Source organism: Pelagibacterium luteolum (assembly GCF_900100665.1).
GTDB classification, from domain to species: Bacteria; Pseudomonadota; Alphaproteobacteria; order Rhizobiales; family Devosiaceae; genus Pelagibacterium; species Pelagibacterium luteolum.
In genome coordinates this window covers 484,987-501,177 of the sequence record NZ_FNCS01000002.1, presented here as the reverse complement: position 1 = coordinate 501,177, position 16,191 = coordinate 484,987, and the positions used below count along the sequence as shown (strand labels likewise).

Sequence of the window (16,191 nt, the reverse complement as noted above, 5' to 3'; positions counted from 1 at the left end):
GCGCGGCTTGCGACTCTCAGCCTTCAGCCAGCCTGACAGCTTCTCGGCAAACGGATCGATCTTGCTCGGCCGCTCGGGCACCTTGAACTTCGGCTCAACCGTATCGGACCGAAGATATTTGCGAATAGTATTACGGGACAGACCTGTGCGCCGCGAAATCTCCCGGATCGAAAACCCGTCCCGGAAATGCCAGCGCCGGATAACGCTCAAAAACGCCATGTCCAACACTCCTCAATCTCCTGCCCAAAACGAGCAGGATAGCGTTCAAACATGGGTCAAATCTCAGTGGAAAAATCCCTCAGTACCGGGTCAGATCTCAACGGCAATCAACACCGTGTTTACCTTAACAGATGCCCGTCTAGAAGGCCTGACCCGACACTCGAAGGATTAGAAACTTAAGGCGCCGAAACAGTTAACGTGCTGCTCCGGCGCCGCAGAAGCACCATCTCTTAATCTTCTAACGGAGCGCCGGGTGCGTTTTTCTTGATCGATTGCACGCAATTGAGCGCGTTTCGCTTGTCCGCGTACGTTTCCGAAATCATCATTGTCTCGCCATTGGACGCGATAAACCTGACATAGTACTGGCCGTTCTTCGACTTCACGATTTCGAAGTGATATCCCTCGGCATCCTCGTCTTTCGAAAGATCGGCAACAGGAGCATCCGGCGCGTTTTTCTTGATCGACTCCATGCAGTTCTTGGCGCTCGCCTTCTGCTTATAGCTTTCAGACCAGACCATCACTTCGCTATTGTAGAGAAACTGCAGTCCGAACTGGTCGTCCTTGCGGTCAACGATCTTGAATTTGTGCATACGGGTTTCCCCCTCGTATTGCGTTGAAGGAATAGCAACAGTAATACCGATTAGACTGGCGTGTGCGCTAATTTTCTGCAAGCTGCAATGTAAGAGTGGAGCGCGTCTTCGAACTCAGTCGGGGTCGTTGTAGTCCGCGCTGCGCTTCTCTCGCCACTACCGTCTAAACGGCACCACGTTCGAGCCGTCCGCAAACGCTTCGATGCCTTCGGTGGTCACCACACGCGTGAACTCTTTAAACGCTGCCTCATCGGTGGGAAACAGATCGTCCCATGTGGTGGAGGTATTGTTTTCGTTGACGACTTCGAGCGCCCAGCCAGTTTCGTTCTCCAACCGAAAGATGTGAACATCGACGGTAACGCCGTCCTTCGACACTGTTTTCGAGAGGTCAGACGTAATGATTTTGGGATCGCGCTCCACGTCGATGCTCCTCTATTCCGCTAGCAGCTCTATCACTCTAACCTCCAACACCCGAGCTATGGTCTCGACCACATCGAGCGTGGGATTGCGTTTACCGGTCTCGATCTCGCTGATGTAGCTGCGCTGAAGGTTGGATTCAAAGGCGAGTTGCTCTTGAGACCAGCCCTTTGCCAATCGGGCTTTCCGAACATTTCTGCCAAAGATTTCTGCGAGTCTCATCCTCGCAAACTCGGGCCAACCCCGAAACTCGACTATCCACTATAGTCGACATTCTCGGTTTACACCGTACCAGGCTGGCGCTAATGTTGATTATGATAGACAATAGCGGCGGAGTTGAGATGAAGTTGGTAGTGAGTGCAGCCATTTGCGTGGGTCTGTTGGCTTCACCGAGCGCCTATTCTGGCGAACTTGAATGTGAAGCGGTCGCCCAGCAGAACCCTTTTGAGATTGTGGATCAGCTGCATGGGTGCACATACGAGGATTTGCACGAAATCTATCCGGATCTTGATGACATCATTCTGCAAGCGCTGATGTACCGGATTGTTGAATCGATGAAGGTGCCCGGCTGAGGTGCAGTCATCAATCGAGCGTCTGGCGTTGATCCCCTAAATCGCTGCACGGCTTGGGTAGTCCAAAACAACGCTAGAGCACGGTCCCGCAAGTGCAGCTTGCGGGACCGTTTCATTTGATTGCAGTCGAGCTTCTCTGCTCAGCTCTCCCAGCTCGAGCTCCGTCTGTAAGTCGCGCAACCCCACCCACGTGTTGTTCTCCAGCAAGTTCTGATTGCGTTTATCTTCAGTCGCAACTGGCTTCACCTGGCGCTAAATTGGTGGTCAAAAAAAGGGGTATCAATGCCGGTAATTGTGCGCTTTGAATTTGTTTTTGATGACGCAGACGACGCCAATCTGGTCTTTGGCAGGCAAGAGCGTTCAGCTCTTCCCAGCGAATCCAGCTTGGCCGACGAATATGCTCGTCGAATTGCGGAGGTCGATGAGCGGCACAAGCCCATGTATGACTATCTTGAAAAACAGCTGAAAGCTAAAGGTCTCAAGCTTATTCGTTAGCACAAATTCCTTGAGATCTAGCACGTCAGTACAAAAATCAAAAAAATCAGTAATTTAAAACACTATAAGGAAAATTGAAAATCCGCGTGTCGGCGGTTCAATTCCGTCCCTGGGCACCACTTCTCACCATATATCTCTAGGCCAGATGCGCGGCGCGCAGCGCCAATATTGCGGCCTTTTCCTCGGCGTGATTGAGGCAGAGTTGGCCATCACCGCGCTCGACGAGCGTGCCGCTGGTCAGAAGATATTTCAAAATCTCGTCTGCCGAATTGGAATGCGATTTGCGCCAGTGGCCCACCGCCTTTTCGGCCTCTTCGAACAAGTGCTCGCGCGTGAATACGGGAAGGTTCTGGATCACCGCCAGGCTGACCGCGGCGGCTTTAAGCAGTTCGGGGCCCGATTGGGCCGAGAGGATGTCGACGACCTGCCGCACTGACGCCGTTGCCGGCTTCCTGAATTTGGGCGGTGCAGCCTCGGGCTCGGGTTGTGCCTTCGGCGCGGGCGTGTCGATTTCCTTGAGCAGCCGCGTCATCACCGGAAGGACGTGGGTGTCGAAATAGTCCGGCGTCACGCTGGCGCGCACCGCTATTCCGTTCTTTTCGAGACTGAAGCTCACGCGGGCCGGCGTGGCGCTGGGGGTAGGGTAGTCTTCGCCGACAAGGTCGAAGGCTTGGCGGATATTGGACGTCATGATCACTATGGCTTTGTGCTATCGCGCGCGCTGTGGTGCGGCAAAAAATGGTGAGGTTTCGAACCCTACAAGACGCGCGATACGATTCGGCCCGTGTCCGGCTCACCATGGTTCATAAAATGTTACCATCGCTCCGTAGGGTTTAGTCGAGTGCAATGCAAGAACGGGCGCTGGATGCAAAGCAGTGCGGAATGCCCAGTTTAATCAACAGGATGTCCCGCGCAGTCGGCTTTAGCGCCGCGGGGCGAGCCCGATGTTGATTGCGGTGAAAAAGCCGGGGGTGGCGGTTCCCCGATCCATTGCGCGCATGCCAGACTGACATTTGGCCGGTTTCGCTTGCGTGCGCCGCGTTGTCGGCAGTGAATTGAAAGTGGATCGCCTCATGTCCGAGAATGTCGTCGATGCCATGGGTGCCTTTATCCCCGGGTCCGCGATTGCCCGGCCGCCCGCGCCGATGTCTCCGGACCTGACGGACGGTTTGGGCGCGCGAGAACGTCAGTTCGAAAATCGCATCTCCGACCAGATTGCGCGCACGCGGCGCGACAACACGTCATTGCTGGGCGGAACGGTCGAACTCGTCGGGCTCGATGATGTGCGCCGTGCTCTCGGCCCCACCTGGGCGGAAGCGTCGTCCCGCGTCGGGGAATTGGCACAGGTCGAGATCGATCGCCGGCTGGGCGGGGACGATTTCTATCGTGCCTATGGGACCGAATCGTTCCTGATCTGCTTTGTCGGCATCGACAAGATCGAGGCTGAGCGGCGCGCCGCGCAAATCGCTGCTGCGATCAAGGATACGCTGCGCGCAGCGTTTCCCTCGATTGCGCAAGAGATCAGCCCCGAGCCCTTTGTTGCCGAACTCGAGCCCCAATGGCTCAGCGCGCGCGGCCAAGGATCGCTCGTTGAACAATTGGTGCACAATCTCCTCGAGTTGCGCAGAGAGCATGAGCGGGGGATGAGCCGCTTTCGCTCGCCAATGCTGCGTCGGTCCAAGCTCTTGTTTTCCCCGGCATGGCATGCGTCAAAACAGGTGGTGGCCTTCAACCACTGCGCGCTCGACGTGTGGAAAAGTCGGTCGCGACGGCTCTTCCATTCCGAATATCCGCTGGCCGAAAGCCAGAGGCTCACGGCCGAAGTGGATTTCATTACCCTAAGCCGTTCGATCCGCGCGCTCTATATGCTGCTCAAGCTCGGGCGGGCGGCGCCACTGCTTATTCCGGTGCGGTTCAGCACGATCACCAATCCAAAATCGGCGCCCGCCTATCAGCGACTGCTCGAAACCATGCGACCGGATCACAAATCTCTTTTCGCCATCGAAATTCGCGATCTGCCTTCGGGCGAGGATCCTGCCATGGCGATCGAAAAAATTGCACACGTCCTGCCCTGGGTGCGATGGCTGGCGCTGGCTGTCGATCTGCGGCACTCACGGCTGGCCGAATTTGCCGATCCCCGCATCTGGGCGCTATCGGTCGATCTCTCAGGCTACAAAAGCACTGACCCCGCGTTGCGACCGCTCCTGGCCGATCTGCATCACGCCGCGATGGGCGCCGAACTCAATACGATCGCGCATGGCGCCAATTCTATAGGGCTGGCGCTGGCGGCCGCCGAATCCGGCATCACCTATGTCGACGGCGCGGCGATTCATCCGGCAACTCTCGAGCCGCGACCGCCGAGTCCGCTCCACCCGGTTCTGTCCATCCTGCCCCAAAACCGCGCCTCACGGTATCTGAGTTAGCAGTGGACCCATTTTTCCAAGACCAACCGGCCATCGGCGCCAGATCGCGCGCACCGACCATTGGTGCGACGATTGCGCGGGCCGGGCGCGATACCATGGAGCAGTTGGGCTGGCCACGCGGTCCGTTGCTGGCCCTGGGCGGTTTTGGTGTCTTGGCGCTCCTGGCGGTGCTGTTTTCGGAGCGCCTTGGCGTCAACCCGCTGGCGGCGATGGGGCTTTGCGCCGGCGCTCTGGCGATCCTTGCGGCTGCAGTGTTCGTCATCAATCTCGCCTTGGCGGGCTATTGCATGGCGGTGGAGCGGGCCGAGGCGGCAGAGGCTGCGTTGCAGTCACTGTTGCAACATGCCCATAGCCTTGACGGTGAGCAGATCGAGCGCATCGTGGCGCGCTATTACGGCAGTGCGCATACCTTCGTCTCCTTTCACGTGGCGTCGCGGGTCAGCGTGTCGCAAAACGTCGAGAGCGTGGAAATGCCGGACGGCAATACGATGGTCATCCGGTTTCTGCAGGCTCTCGAACCGCGATCCATTCTGGTGCGCCCGGTAGGCGGGACGCCCCGGGTCGACATCGTCTCGAGCAATAGCCGCTCGATTACCCTGCGGCTTGCCCTGCCGACCGATATCGTCCGCCTTCGGATATTTGGCGATATCGTACCGCAACTGCGCAATCACGGACCCGAACCCGACCCGCTCGCCTCGGCAGCCCGCATCGCCGCCCGGCATCGAGCGGGCGCGCCAACACTGTTGCGCGACGTCTTGAGAGAAGATATCACTACCTAAGTGGTAGGGTTTTGTCCGTCGTCCCGGCAAGTGTTCGGCTCGAGGGACGCGGGACGTCGCGGAGGGCGAATTTGATCGCAAGCCTGGTCGAGCCTTATGGCGCGCTGATCGTAACGGCGGTCATCGCCATCCTGTTTGTGGCCTTTGCGCGAGAATGGCGATCGCCGGAAGTGAGCGCAGCCGTTGCGGTTTCGGTCCTGCTTCTGCTCAAGATCGTCTCGGTCGACGATGTCTTGGGCGTCATGTCCAACAGCGCCCCCATAACAATTGCGGCGATGTTCGTCATTTCGGCGTCACTGGTGCGCACCGGCGCGCTTGAAGCGTTCGCGCGCTGGGTGACCGCAGGCGCAAAGCTTCATCCCTTCCGCACATTCCTGCTGTTTTTGATCGCCATTGCGGTGATGTCGGCGTTTATGAACAACACGCCGCTCGTCATGCTGATGATCCCGGTCGCCGTTGCCATGGCAAGGGAAATGGAGGTCTCGGCCTCAAAGCTTCTGATCCCCGTTTCGTTTGCCGCCATCCTGGGTGGGACGATGACGCTGATCGGCACCTCGACCAATATCCTGGTCGACAGCGTCGCCCAGAGGGCTGGCATGGCGCCATTCCATATCTTCGAAATCGCGCCGCTTGGCCTGGTGGTGGCGGTGGCAGGGATCATCGTCATGGTGCTCTGCCGCGGCCTGCTGCCCGATCGAACGACGGTCTCTTCCCTGATGTCGCCTGAACAGAGCAAGAAATTCGTGCTCGAAGCGGTGATCGAGGACAATTCTCCCCATGTCGGCAAGCAGGCGCGCGACGTCGCAGCCTTCAACCGCGCCGATCGCCAGTTGATCGACGTTCTGCGTGCCACCTTTTCGCTGCGCCGGCACCTGAACGACGTTGTGTTGCAGCCCGGCGATGTTGTCGTCTTGCGGACATCGGTCGCCGAATTGCTGTCCATGAAGGAAGAGGGCGATCTCAACGTGCCCGAAAGCGATCACATGCAGGCACTCGGTGCTCGCTCCTCGTCCGTGGTCGAAGTGCTCATAACCCCGACAGCGGGCATATTGGGCAAGACGCTGCGCCATCTGCGTCTACGCCGCCGATACGGTGTCTACCCGATCGCCCTTCACCGCCGCGGCACCAACCTCGCCGACCGGCTTGAAACCGCTCCGCTCGAAGTGGGCGATACGCTGCTGATGGAGGGCGCGTCCGAGGACATGCAGCGCCTTGTCGAGGACTATGACCTCCTCAATGTCAGCCAGCCATCCGAACGCGGCTTCCGGCGCGGTCGTGCGCCCATCGCTATTGCGGTGCTGATCGCCGTCGTTTTCGGCGCCGCCATGGGGCTCATGGAGATTGCCGGTCTTGCCGTTATCGGAGCGGCGACAGTGCTTGTCGCGCGTTGCGTCGAAGTGGACGAGGCGGTTCAGGCTGTCGATTGGCGGATCTTGGGTTTGATCGTCGCCATGCTGGCCATCGGTGTCGGCATGGAAAATGTCGGTCTCGTGGAAACGATCGTCGGCGCAATTGCGCCGCATCTGGCGCTACTGTCTCCGCTCTTTGCACTAGGAGTCGTTTATATCCTGTCGTCTGCCCTGACCGAGGTGGTCACCAACAATGCCGTTGCGGTGATTGTCACCCCTGTCGCCATCGGTCTGGCAACGAGCCTTGGGGTCGATCCGCGGCCCTTCGTGGTGGCCGTGATGTTTGCGGCCAGCGCCAGTTTTCTGACCCCGATCGGCTATCAGACCAATACACTGGTCTATAGCGCGGGCGGCTACAAATTCTTCGATTTCGTCAAGATCGGGGCCGTGATGAACGTCGTCGTGTTCATTGTCTCCATGGTCATGATCCCGATGATCTGGCCGTTCTAAAACCCCGGGAACCGGCGTTTCACTTTGGCGTTCATGTGTCGTGATCTGCATGGGGCGCGATGATGGACCAATTGATTGCCATGGGGGGTAACCCCACACACGAATCGATCCTGATCCTTTCGGCTCGCATGGGCGTCGCAGCCCTTCTGGGCGCGATCATCGGATTGGAGCGAGAGTTCAAGAACCGGCCCGCCGGATTGCGCACCCATATGCTGACCTCTTTGGCGGCAGCGGTGTTTACGGTGATGACCTTCGAGATTTATCACGAGATGGTCGAACTGGACGCAAGTGCGATTGCTCGACTGGACCCGCTTCGCGTGATTGAGGCCGTGACCGCAGGCGTCGCCTTTCTTGCCGCTGGAGCCATTATCCGCTCCGGGGCAGGCGACGTGAAGGGCCTGACGACCGGCGCAGGCATGTGGACAGCTGGCGCCATAGGCGTTGCTGCCGGCGCAGGGTTCTTTTCCATCGCAGTGCTGGCGACCGTGCTCGTCATCGTCATCACGACGTTGCTCGGCCTTTTCGAAAAGCGCTTTTTGAAACGCGAGCCCGAGTAGGGGAACCGGCAAGCGGAGGCGCCGTTTTAAAGTCATATCCGAGTAGGAGGTGACTATGCCCGCCCAATCGAAAGCTCAGCAAAAGGCCGCCGGTGCGGCACTGTCTGCCAAGCGCGGCGAGACGCTCAAGAAAGACCTCAAGGGGGCATCCCGGCAGATGGTCGAATCGATGACTGAAAAGGAACTCGATGATCTGGCGTCCACCAGGCGCAAGGATTTGCCCGAGAAGAAAAAGTCCTGAACTGCCGATCAAGCCGGAACACGTGCGAGGACCGCCAGTGCTTCCACGAGCGTTTCGAGCCTGACCGGCTTTGTGCAGACGGGCGCGTGGGCAAAATCGGCGGTCAAGCGCTCGCGCTGCGGCCGGCCGGTATAAAACATGAAGGCGATGCGCCGTCGATCCAGCACTTCGGCGACGGGGAACACCTCACGACCCGCCACGTCGACGTCGAGCAGTGCCACGTCGATCTCTTCTGTCTGGGCGACGGTGTAGGCCTGTTCCACAGTGGTGCAGGGGCCGACGACCAATGCACCAGCCTCAGTCAGTGAGGCCGCCACGTCATAGGCGATCATGACTTCGTCTTCGACGACCAATACGCGCTTGCCGGCGAGCATTCCCGCGGACACATCCATCTCCACTCAGGGTTGGATCAACAATCGGCTCCATTGTCGCAAGCTTGAGTTGCTCGGGCGTTAATGCCGTTTGCCTCGAATTTTCGGAAAATTATCTCCAAACGCTTCTGATGCTCTTCACCATCGATGAGCACCTCTGTGTGCAAGATGTAGGTGGGTAATGGTTCGACTCACTGTGGAGGGGTACCCAGTGGGCGCGAACAACGGAGACCCGACATGCCATCAGCCTACATTCTGGCCAAAGACCAGATCGAGCAGGCGCGTGCGATTCTGGCCAACGAAGTGTGGTTCGATGCCCAGCTCGACCATCTGTTCGAGTTGGCGCTCTTTCGCATAGACGAGCTTCAGGACATCGTGGAAGCGCCGGTGCCGCTGCACCCGCGTTCGGCGTCCATGCCGAATTCCGCCCGCGGCCCGCGAACGCGCCTGATGCCATGGCTCGATCCCTGAGCGTGCTTTGGCGGTGCCAGGCCAGCGCGATCCACAACGCGTGATCCACTCGGGCTCAATCCGAAGGGAACCAGACGGTCCGCCCGAAATTTGCTAGAAAGGACGTATAGTGACAGGCAAGTGATTCTGTCCCAATTCGTCTGCTGCAAATCCTGTTACAGGGGGCTCCGATCGGCACCGCACCGCACGACACCGTCCTCAACAAGGCCTCTATCCGTTGGAGTTTGTCAAAGCTCTCTCCGGTCGCCGAAACCACAGAGGCGTGGACCTATAAGGTCCAGCGCGATGACAACACGCCTGCTGCCTTGCGTATATACAAGCACGGCCGCGACGCGGTTCGCGAGGGCGACCTGCTCGAATGGTACCGGGGAGATGGCGCGATCCGCCATTTCGGCACTGCCGACAATTGCGTCCTGACCGAATGGGCTGATGGTCGCACGCTCGCCTCACCCGCCCAGGACGGCAAAGATGTCCAGGCGACGAGCGCAATTGCCAATCTCGTCGGCATGCTGCACGTCAGCCGGCCCGATGTCCCCGACAATCTGCTGCCGCTTCGCGACTATCTCGCCGATTTCTTTGCCGCAGACGTGCGGGTGTGGCCTGACACGGCGCGCGATCTCTATGCCCGTTCGGTCGGCATTGCCTACGCGGCGCTCGATAAGCCCTCAGCTGAAATCCCCCTTCATGGCGACGTGCACCACGACCGCGTCGTGTTGGCCGAGCGCGGATGGATCGCGCGCAGCCCGCTTGGGCTGATTGGCGATCCGGCCTACGATCTGGCGGCAAGCTTCCTGCACCCTTGGGGCAATGTGAAACTCGCCGCAGATCCGGTGCGCATCAACGCAATGGCCGAGACGTTCGCGCAGAAACTCGGGCACAAGCGCAAGCGCATTCTCGCCTTTGCGGCCATCTACGCTGCAAATTCCGCATGCCGTGAACTGGCCGTTGGCGGCTCTATCAACTGGCATCTGGCGGTTTTGCCGAACCTTCTGGCGGTTTACGATCTCGCCTGATCGGGGCGGGAGAGCGTCCGGCTGACCGCATCTCGCCAGCCGGCCAGCTTGGCTTCTCGTGTCGCGCTGTCCATTTCGGGCACGAACTGACGTTCGCGCGCCCAGCCCTTGGCAAAGCCCTCCTGATCGGGCCACAACCCGATCGCCTGACCCGCAAGCCATGCAGCGCCGAGCACAGTCGTTTCCAGCATTTCAGGCCGGTCGACGGGCGCGTTGAGAATGTCGGCCAGGAACTGCATTGTGTAGTCCGAGGCGACCATCCCGCCATCGACACGCAAGACCGTGTCGGTATCCGATTCGGTCCAATCCTTCTTCATCGCGTCGAGCAGATCGGCTGTCTGGTAACAGACCGATTCCAACGCTGCGCGTGCGAATTCTTCCGGTCCCGTATTCCGCGTTAGCCCGAAAATGGCACCACGCGCATCGGCATCCCAATATGGCGCGCCAAGGCCCACGAAGGCCGGCACAAGATAGACGTTCTGGTTGGCATCCGCGCCCAGCGCCAAGCGGCCGGAATCTGACGCTTTGCCGATGATTTTGAGCCCGTCGCGCAGCCATTGTACGGCGGCCCCGGCAACAAAGATCGAGCCTTCGAGCGCGTAAGTCGTCTGGCCACCGAGGCGATAGGCAATCGTCGTGAGCAGGCGATTCTTCGAGCGCACCGGCGTTTCGCCGGTATTGAGCACCGCAAAGCAGCCGGTACCATAGGTCGATTTGATCATGCCCGGCGCAAAACACGCCTGACCGATCACCGCAGCGTGCTGATCGCCGGCCACGCCCCTGATGGGCACCGCGGCGCCAAAAACGCTTTCGTCGGTCGTGCCGAAATCGCCATCACAATCGAGCACCTCGGGCAACATGGCGCGCGGCACGCCGAACAGGGCGAGCAACTCGTCATCCCACGCATTGGCTTCGATGTTGAACAACAGCGTTCGGCTGGCATTTGTCGCGTCGGTGACATGGCGCTTTCCACCGGTCAGTCGCCAAACGAGATAGCTGTCGACGGTCCCGAACGCCAAATCTCCCGTCTCGGCCTTCTCGCGCGCGCCATCGACATGATCGAGCAGCCAATTGACCTTGGTGCCGGAAAAATACGGATCGAGCAGCAGCCCGGTCCTTTCGGTGACCATCTCCTCATGCCCGTCGCCCTTCAGCGCCTCGCAGATGGCGCTGGTGCGCCGGTCCTGCCAGACGATGGCGCGATGAATGGGTTTGCCCGTCTTGCGATCCCAGATCAGCGTCGTTTCGCGCTGGTTGGTGATCCCGATGGCGGCGATATCGCGCGGCTGGAGCTTTGCCTTGTCGAGCGCCCGTTTGATCGACCATGTCACCGAAGTCCAGATGTCCTCGGGCTCGTGCTCCACCCACCCACTGTTGGGAAAGTGCTGGGCAAACTCCTTCTGGCCCTCGCCGACCATTTTCTGGCTTGAATCAAAGACCAGCGCACGGCTCGATGTCGTGCCCTGATCGATGGCAAGGATATGGTCAGCCATGGGTTCCTCCTGTTGTTCTCAAGACCCTGCCCGAAACCTATCTGCCGGTAAAGATTGACGTTCGCGGTGTGAGGGTGTCTTTTGAGTTTCCCTCTCGCATCGGCTTCCCATCCTTCATGCTTTCGGTTCTCAACGTCATTGCCCCGGTCTTTATCTTGATCGGGCTGGGTTATCTCGCCGTGCGCGTGCGGTTCTATCCGCAGGAGGGCGTCCGGGGGCTCATCGCCTACGTCAACAATTTCGCGACGCCGTGCCTGTTGTTTCGTGCCATGCTCGATGTGGATTTTTCCACCGCGTTCAACATCACGATCATTGGCCCGTTCTATATCGGCGCCGTGGCCGTGCTGACCATCGGCGCGCTCACCGCACATCACCTTTTCAAGCGGCGGCCCGGTGAATCGGTGTCGATCGGCTTTTCGGCCATGTTTACCAACACCGTGCTCGTGGGCATCCCGATCATGCAGCGCGCCTATGGCGACGAAGCGATGCCGATCGTTTATTCGATCATCGGCCTGCACGCGCCGATCCTGATGACATTGGGCATGTTCGTCATGGAACTGGCGCGGCGGGATGGTGGAAAGGTCTCGGGGGCCTTATGGCAGGGCCTGCGCAAATCGCTCGCCAACCCGATCCTGATCGGCATCGCACTCGGGCTGGTCGGCAATCTTTTCGGTCTGCAACTCTCTGGCTTGCCTGATGAAGTGACACTGCTCTTGGCCAGTACGGTTATGCCCGTGGCGCTGTTTGGTCTGGGCGGTGCGCTCAACGAGTACCGATTGGGCGATACATGGGTGGCGGCGCTGATGACCAGTGGCCTGCAGCTCATCGTCCATCCGGCGATTGCCTGGGTCGTAATGGTGCCGATCCTCGGGGTCGATCCCCACATCGCCCGCTATGGCGTGCTGCTGGCCGCCATGCCGGCGGGCATCAACGTCTATATCTTTGCGACCTTCTACAATCGCGCCATGGACGTCGCGGCCAACACGATCCTGCTTTCGACCGTGCTGTCGCTCTTTACGATAACCGGGTGGCTGCTGATCCTAGGCGCCTGATTGGCTCTGGCTGCCCGCCTGCTGCTGCTGGCTCATCATGGCCTGTGTCACGCGGATGACGTCGTCGGCCTCGCGGGGCAGGTTTGGGACCAGCCGCACGGGCTGCGTGGTGTCCGCATCTAGACCCACGGCGATGCGCACATAGGCTTCGGTCGGGCAAAGATTGGCCGAAGGATCGAACCCGATCCAGCCGAGCTTTTCGTCCCAGGCTTCAGCCCAGGCATGCAGACGGGCAGGGCCGGTATCGCCATCGAGAACATATCCAGTGACGAACCGCGCCGGAATATCGATCCCCCGCGCCGCAGCCACAAAAACATGCGCGTGATCTTCGGCAACGATTTCTGGCGTGTCTTCGCCATCGTCTTGCGAGCCGTCACGCGCTTCGTGCAAGCGGTTCATCAACCAGTGCAAAAGATCGACACTGCTCGCGCCGGCCTTCGCCTGCGCCTTGAGCCGATTGACCAGCGTCCCATTGGGACGCGTTTGCGGCGTAAAGCGTTTGAAGAGCGCAAAATTGCTGTCCCCGGCAATGCGACCGACAACGCCATGGGTATCACTGGTTTCGACAACGCCGGTGACGGAGATGAACAGGTCCTCTTCAGGTCGCGTCTGGCTCACCAACAGGGCCTTGTTGCCGAAGGCATCGGTAAACCGCGCGGCGTGCTCGATGCCCGGCATCTTGATGGTCCATTCAACCACCTTCTGATTGGGCGTATCGATCGGCGTCATGAGGACATGCTGGACCGCATGCGCAGTGTTCTCATCACAGGCAAAGCGGAACTCGTGGCGTATGGCTATGCGCATTGCGTCCGCTCCTCAGTAGAAATTATAGGCATCCGAAATGGCATTCGAGAGCTGGTTGTTGGCGCTCATGAAATTCGTGAGATATTCGTGCAGGCCCTCATCGAACACCTTGTCCATGTTTCCTGCAGTGAGGAACTGCGCCATCTTGATCGCCTCGTCATGGCACGACGACGGCTCGCCATAAATCTGCTCGAGCATCCCCATCATCGCGGTCACCGACGTTGCGCAGAAGGCGAGAGATCGGGGCATTTCCTTTCTGAAGATCAGGAAATCGGCGATGTTATGGGCCTTGTAGCGATCATGATAGATATGCCGATAGGCCCGATGCGCCGAGGCGGCCCGTAGGATCATCGTCCACTGCTGGATGTCCACATCGCCGCCCACCATCGATGAACGGGGCAGCAGTACGTAATATTTGACGTCGAGAATACGCGCCGTGTTGTCGGCCCTCTCGATGAACCCGCCGGCTTGCGCAAACGCGAACCCATCGGTCCGCATCAGCGTTCCGAGTAGGGCGCCACGGAACTGGTTCGAACTCTGTTTGACCCATTGCAAGAAGCTGGGAAGCTTGTTGCCAAGAACCGATCGCGGCTGGATTTGCGAAAACTCGAGCCACGTGCCGTTGAGGCTTTCCCACATGTCTGTGGTGATCTCGGTGCGCACTGATTTGGCATTGGTGCGCGAGTTGAAAAGGCACGATTTGACTGATGACGGATTGTCGGTGTCGAACAGCATGAAGTGCGCGACACTCGGCACATCGACGGTTTCGTGCTTGGCAAAGAAGGTGTCTTCGGCCTCCGCCGCCTGCAGCATGGACACAAGATGTTCGCTGGTCCCGTCTTCGCTGCGTTCGGTGAGGCTCATGCGGTAGCCCACTTCGAGCAACCGGGCCATGTTCTCGGCGCGCTCGACATAGCGCGACATCCAAAAGAGATTTGCAGCCGAGTGTCCGAGCATCATTCTTCGAGCACCCAGGTATCCTTGGTCCCTCCGCCTTGCGAGGAGTTGACCACGAGCGACCCTTGCTTGAGGGCCACGCGGGTCAAGCCGCCGGGCGTGATGCGGATCTTGTCGCCGACCAGAACGTAAGGCCGCAGATCGACATGGCGCCCGCTGATGCCCTTGCCGGTGAAGGTGGGGCATGTTGACAGCGCCAGCGTCGGCTGCACGATGTAATTGTCGGGCCGTGCCTTGATCTTTTCGGCGAACTCGGCGCGCTGCTTTTTGGTTGAGGTCGGTCCCACCAGCATGCCGTAGCCGCCCGAACCATGCACTTCCTTCACCACCAGATGCTCGAGATTGTCGAGCACATAGGCGCGTTCGGAATCGCTCGTGCAATTGTAGGTCGGCACGTTCTTCAGGATCGGCTTTTCGCCCAGATAGAATTCGATGATTTCCGGCACATAGGTATAGACCGCCTTGTCATCGGCGATCCCGGTGCCGGGCGCGTTGATCAACGTGACGTTGCCAGCGCGATATGCATCGAACAGCCCCGGCACACCGAGCATGGAATCGGGCTTGAACGTCAGGGGGTCGATATAGTCGTCATCGATCCGGCGATAGATGACGTCCACACGCTGCGGCCCGAGTGTCGTCCGCATATAGACCTTGCCGTTTTCGACAAACAGATCCTGCCCCTCGCAGAGCGAAGCGCCCATCTGGTCGGCAAGAAACGAGTGCTCGAAATAGGCTGAATTATAAATGCCCGGCGTCAGGACCACGAGGTTGGGGTGGCCGGTACAAGATTCAGGCGCCATTTCCTGCATCGTGCGCCGCAGGTTCTCGGGGTAGGTCTCGACCGACGCGACCTTGAGCTTGTGGAACAGGTCGGGCACCAGATGCATCATCGCTTCGCGGTCTTCCAGCATGTAGGAGACCCCGGACGGCGTGCGCAGATTGTCTTCGAGCACGTAGAAATCGTCGGGCCCGGTCCTCACGATATCGACACCGATGATGTGGGAATAGATACCCTTTGGCGGGTTTAGCCCCATCATCTGCGGACAGAACGCTTCGTTCTGGATGATGAGCTTTTCGGGGATACGCCCGGCGCGGATGATGTCCTGGTTGTGATAGAGGTCCCACAGGAACATGTTGAGCGCCTTGACGCGCTGCTCGATCCCTTTTTCCAGCCGCCGCCATTCATGGGCAGAAATGACGCGCGGGATCACATCGAACGGGATCAGGCGCTCGGTGGATTCGTTCGAGCCATAGACGGCGAAGGTAATGCCCAGGCGGCGAAAGATCGTCTCGGCATCTTGCGACAGCTGTTTGAGCGCCTGCTTGGGCTGGCCCTCAAGCCATTCACCCAATATGCGGTAAGGTTCGCGAACCGAACCGTCAGCATTGAGCATTTCGTCAAAATACTTTTTTTCGCTCATACGCCTTCTTCGTGCGACTACTCGATGCGACCTTCCCGCCGCGTATCCCATTGGTGCATATTTATTTTGCCCCGTCCAGCGCCCCTTTTCCGATCGCTCATGCGTCGGCGGGATCGAGGAAGGTTTGGGTCATTTCTCCCGCGTCGTGAATGCACATCATCTTGAGGTCGCGATCGCCCATCACTTCGAACCCATGTGGTGTCTCGGGCGGCACGACCATGATGTCGCCAACGCCAGCCTCTACGGTTTCCGGGCCCGCGTGGAAGCGCACCATGCCTTCCTGCACGATCCACGTCTCGGTGTAGGGATGCACATGCAGCCCCACCCGTTTGCCCGGCGGCGAAATCACCGCAAAGAAAGATATGGCCGTGCCATAGGGGCCGCCTTCGAACTTGATGGTGCGCGGCGCGTCGGTCGGCCGATCGGCGGCGGGCAGGAAATGATGGGGCATGGTCGC

Annotated in this window: 19 protein-coding genes and 3 pseudogenes; 10 read left to right on the top strand and 12 right to left on the bottom strand. The window is 59.3% G+C overall.

Annotated features, from left to right (window positions below; translation table 11 throughout):
- The 5 genes and pseudogenes from BLR31_RS06505 to BLR31_RS06490 form a co-directional block, all read right to left on the bottom strand.
- Positions 1–219, bottom strand: a pseudogene (locus tag BLR31_RS06505) (IS21 family transposase); the annotation flags it as partial.
- 230 nt (positions 220–449) lie between these two features.
- Positions 450–584: pseudogene (locus BLR31_RS22000) on the bottom strand (YegP family protein); the annotation flags it as partial.
- A 54-nt stretch (positions 585–638) separates the two neighbouring features.
- Positions 639–809: pseudogene (locus BLR31_RS21995) on the bottom strand (YegP family protein); the annotation flags it as partial.
- Positions 810–965: 156 nt separating this feature from the next.
- Positions 966–1,229 carry a hypothetical protein gene (locus tag BLR31_RS06495; protein WP_090593591.1) on the bottom strand — a complete coding sequence of 88 codons (264 nt, stop codon included), beginning with the start codon at positions 1,227–1,229 and terminating at the stop codon, positions 966–968.
- A gap of 12 nt (positions 1,230–1,241) precedes the next feature.
- Positions 1,242–1,448, bottom strand: a complete 207-nt coding sequence (locus BLR31_RS06490; RefSeq protein ID WP_090593590.1) for a helix-turn-helix domain-containing protein — start codon at positions 1,446–1,448, stop codon at positions 1,242–1,244.
- 119 nt (positions 1,449–1,567) lie between these two features.
- Here BLR31_RS06490 and BLR31_RS06485 point away from each other — a divergent pair, with 119 nt between their 5' ends.
- Together BLR31_RS06485 and BLR31_RS06480 are read left to right on the top strand one after the other, a co-directional pair.
- Positions 1,568–1,798 carry a hypothetical protein gene (locus BLR31_RS06485; protein ID WP_143009329.1) on the top strand — a complete coding sequence of 77 codons (231 nt, stop codon included), beginning with the start codon at positions 1,568–1,570 and terminating at the stop codon, positions 1,796–1,798.
- Between the two features lie 282 nt (positions 1,799–2,080).
- The gene (locus BLR31_RS06480) at positions 2,081–2,293 is read left to right on the top strand and encodes a hypothetical protein (protein ID WP_090593585.1); all 213 of its coding nucleotides are present in this window, start codon (positions 2,081–2,083) and stop codon (positions 2,291–2,293) included.
- Positions 2,294–2,429: 136 nt separating this feature from the next.
- On the opposite strand, the gene BLR31_RS06475 is transcribed toward BLR31_RS06480, so the two are convergent.
- Positions 2,430–2,984 carry a hypothetical protein gene (locus BLR31_RS06475; protein WP_143009328.1) on the bottom strand — a complete coding sequence of 185 codons (555 nt, stop codon included), beginning with the start codon at positions 2,982–2,984 and terminating at the stop codon, positions 2,430–2,432.
- Positions 2,985–3,366: 382 nt separating this feature from the next.
- On the opposite strand from BLR31_RS06475, the gene BLR31_RS06470 reads away from it, so the two are divergent.
- The 5 genes from BLR31_RS06470 (at position 3,367) to BLR31_RS06450 (ending at position 8,152) form a co-directional block, all read left to right on the top strand.
- Positions 3,367–4,716: a hypothetical protein gene (locus tag BLR31_RS06470; RefSeq protein ID WP_143009327.1), complete on the top strand. Its 1,350-nt coding sequence runs from the start codon at positions 3,367–3,369 to the stop codon at positions 4,714–4,716.
- A 2-nt stretch (positions 4,717–4,718) separates the two neighbouring features.
- Complete coding sequence (locus BLR31_RS06465) at positions 4,719–5,495, top strand: hypothetical protein (RefSeq protein WP_090593576.1); 777 nt, start codon at positions 4,719–4,721, stop codon at positions 5,493–5,495.
- Between the two features lie 71 nt (positions 5,496–5,566).
- Complete coding sequence (locus tag BLR31_RS06460) at positions 5,567–7,354, top strand: sodium:proton antiporter (RefSeq protein WP_090593573.1); 1,788 nt, start codon at positions 5,567–5,569, stop codon at positions 7,352–7,354.
- A 62-nt stretch (positions 7,355–7,416) separates the two neighbouring features.
- Positions 7,417–7,911 (top strand): MgtC/SapB family protein, encoded by a 495-nt coding sequence (locus BLR31_RS06455; protein WP_090593765.1) that lies wholly within the window; start codon positions 7,417–7,419, stop codon positions 7,909–7,911.
- Between the two features lie 55 nt (positions 7,912–7,966).
- Positions 7,967–8,152: a DUF3008 family protein gene (locus tag BLR31_RS06450; protein ID WP_090593570.1), complete on the top strand. Its 186-nt coding sequence runs from the start codon at positions 7,967–7,969 to the stop codon at positions 8,150–8,152.
- 8 nt (positions 8,153–8,160) lie between these two features.
- Here BLR31_RS06450 and BLR31_RS06445 read toward each other — a convergent pair whose 3' ends face one another.
- Positions 8,161–8,538 carry a response regulator gene (locus BLR31_RS06445; protein WP_176762548.1) on the bottom strand — a complete coding sequence of 126 codons (378 nt, stop codon included), beginning with the start codon at positions 8,536–8,538 and terminating at the stop codon, positions 8,161–8,163.
- Between the two features lie 222 nt (positions 8,539–8,760).
- Here BLR31_RS06445 and BLR31_RS06440 point away from each other — a divergent pair, with 222 nt between their 5' ends.
- Positions 8,761–8,994, top strand: a complete 234-nt coding sequence (locus tag BLR31_RS06440) for a hypothetical protein (protein WP_090593565.1) — start codon at positions 8,761–8,763, stop codon at positions 8,992–8,994.
- A gap of 224 nt (positions 8,995–9,218) precedes the next feature.
- Entirely contained in the window at positions 9,219–10,007 is a 789-nt protein-coding gene (locus BLR31_RS06435) for an aminoglycoside phosphotransferase family protein (protein ID WP_176762547.1), read from the top strand.
- Here BLR31_RS06435 and glpK read toward each other — a convergent pair.
- A complete protein-coding gene (gene glpK, locus BLR31_RS06430) occupies positions 9,992–11,500 on the bottom strand; it encodes a glycerol kinase GlpK (RefSeq protein ID WP_090593559.1) in 1,509 nt (502 codons plus the stop codon). The two genes, BLR31_RS06435 and glpK, sit on opposite strands and share 16 nt — an antisense overlap.
- Positions 11,501–11,574: 74 nt before the next feature.
- Here glpK and BLR31_RS21345 point away from each other — a divergent pair, with 74 nt between their 5' ends.
- Entirely contained in the window at positions 11,575–12,552 is a 978-nt protein-coding gene (locus BLR31_RS21345) for an AEC family transporter (protein WP_176762546.1), read from the top strand.
- Here the strand turns inward: BLR31_RS21345 and BLR31_RS06415 are convergent.
- The 4 genes from BLR31_RS06415 to BLR31_RS06400 form a co-directional block, all read right to left on the bottom strand.
- Positions 12,541–13,356, bottom strand: a complete 816-nt coding sequence (locus BLR31_RS06415) for a transglutaminase family protein (protein WP_090593553.1) — start codon at positions 13,354–13,356, stop codon at positions 12,541–12,543. The two genes, BLR31_RS21345 and BLR31_RS06415, sit on opposite strands and share 12 nt — an antisense overlap.
- 12 nt (positions 13,357–13,368) lie before the next feature.
- A complete protein-coding gene (locus BLR31_RS06410; RefSeq protein WP_244504959.1) occupies positions 13,369–14,316 on the bottom strand; it encodes an alpha-E domain-containing protein in 948 nt (315 codons plus the stop codon).
- Positions 14,313–15,734, bottom strand: a complete 1,422-nt coding sequence (locus tag BLR31_RS06405) for a circularly permuted type 2 ATP-grasp protein (RefSeq protein WP_090593550.1) — start codon at positions 15,732–15,734, stop codon at positions 14,313–14,315. Before BLR31_RS06405 ends, BLR31_RS06410 begins: the two co-directional genes overlap by 4 nt.
- A 97-nt stretch (positions 15,735–15,831) precedes the next feature.
- Positions 15,832–16,185 (bottom strand): cupin domain-containing protein, encoded by a 354-nt coding sequence (locus tag BLR31_RS06400; RefSeq protein WP_090593548.1) that lies wholly within the window; start codon positions 16,183–16,185, stop codon positions 15,832–15,834.
- Between the last annotated feature and the right edge of the window lie 6 nt (positions 16,186–16,191).

Coding starts and splice junctions, on each gene's coding strand:
- BLR31_RS06440 (WP_090593565.1), top strand. CDS start 8,761: ATGCCATCAGCCTACATTCTGGCCAAAGACCAGATCGAGCAGGCGCGT.
- BLR31_RS06455 (WP_090593765.1), top strand. CDS start 7,417: ATGGACCAATTGATTGCCATGGGGGGTAACCCCACACACGAATCGATC.
- BLR31_RS06480 (WP_090593585.1), top strand. CDS start 2,081: ATGCCGGTAATTGTGCGCTTTGAATTTGTTTTTGATGACGCAGACGAC.
- BLR31_RS06450 (WP_090593570.1), top strand. CDS start 7,967: ATGCCCGCCCAATCGAAAGCTCAGCAAAAGGCCGCCGGTGCGGCACTG.
- BLR31_RS06410 (WP_244504959.1), bottom strand. CDS start 14,316: ATGATGCTCGGACACTCGGCTGCAAATCTCTTTTGGATGTCGCGCTAT.
- BLR31_RS06405 (WP_090593550.1), bottom strand. CDS start 15,734: ATGAGCGAAAAAAAGTATTTTGACGAAATGCTCAATGCTGACGGTTCG.
- BLR31_RS06490 (WP_090593590.1), bottom strand. CDS start 1,448: ATGAGACTCGCAGAAATCTTTGGCAGAAATGTTCGGAAAGCCCGATTG.
- BLR31_RS06400 (WP_090593548.1), bottom strand. CDS start 16,185: ATGCCCCATCATTTCCTGCCCGCCGCCGATCGGCCGACCGACGCGCCG.
- BLR31_RS06475 (WP_143009328.1), bottom strand. CDS start 2,984: ATGACGTCCAATATCCGCCAAGCCTTCGACCTTGTCGGCGAAGACTAC.
- BLR31_RS06415 (WP_090593553.1), bottom strand. CDS start 13,356: ATGCGCATAGCCATACGCCACGAGTTCCGCTTTGCCTGTGATGAGAAC.
- glpK (WP_090593559.1), bottom strand. CDS start 11,500: ATGGCTGACCATATCCTTGCCATCGATCAGGGCACGACATCGAGCCGT.
- BLR31_RS06470 (WP_143009327.1), top strand. CDS start 3,367: ATGTCCGAGAATGTCGTCGATGCCATGGGTGCCTTTATCCCCGGGTCC.
- BLR31_RS06485 (WP_143009329.1), top strand. CDS start 1,568: ATGAAGTTGGTAGTGAGTGCAGCCATTTGCGTGGGTCTGTTGGCTTCA.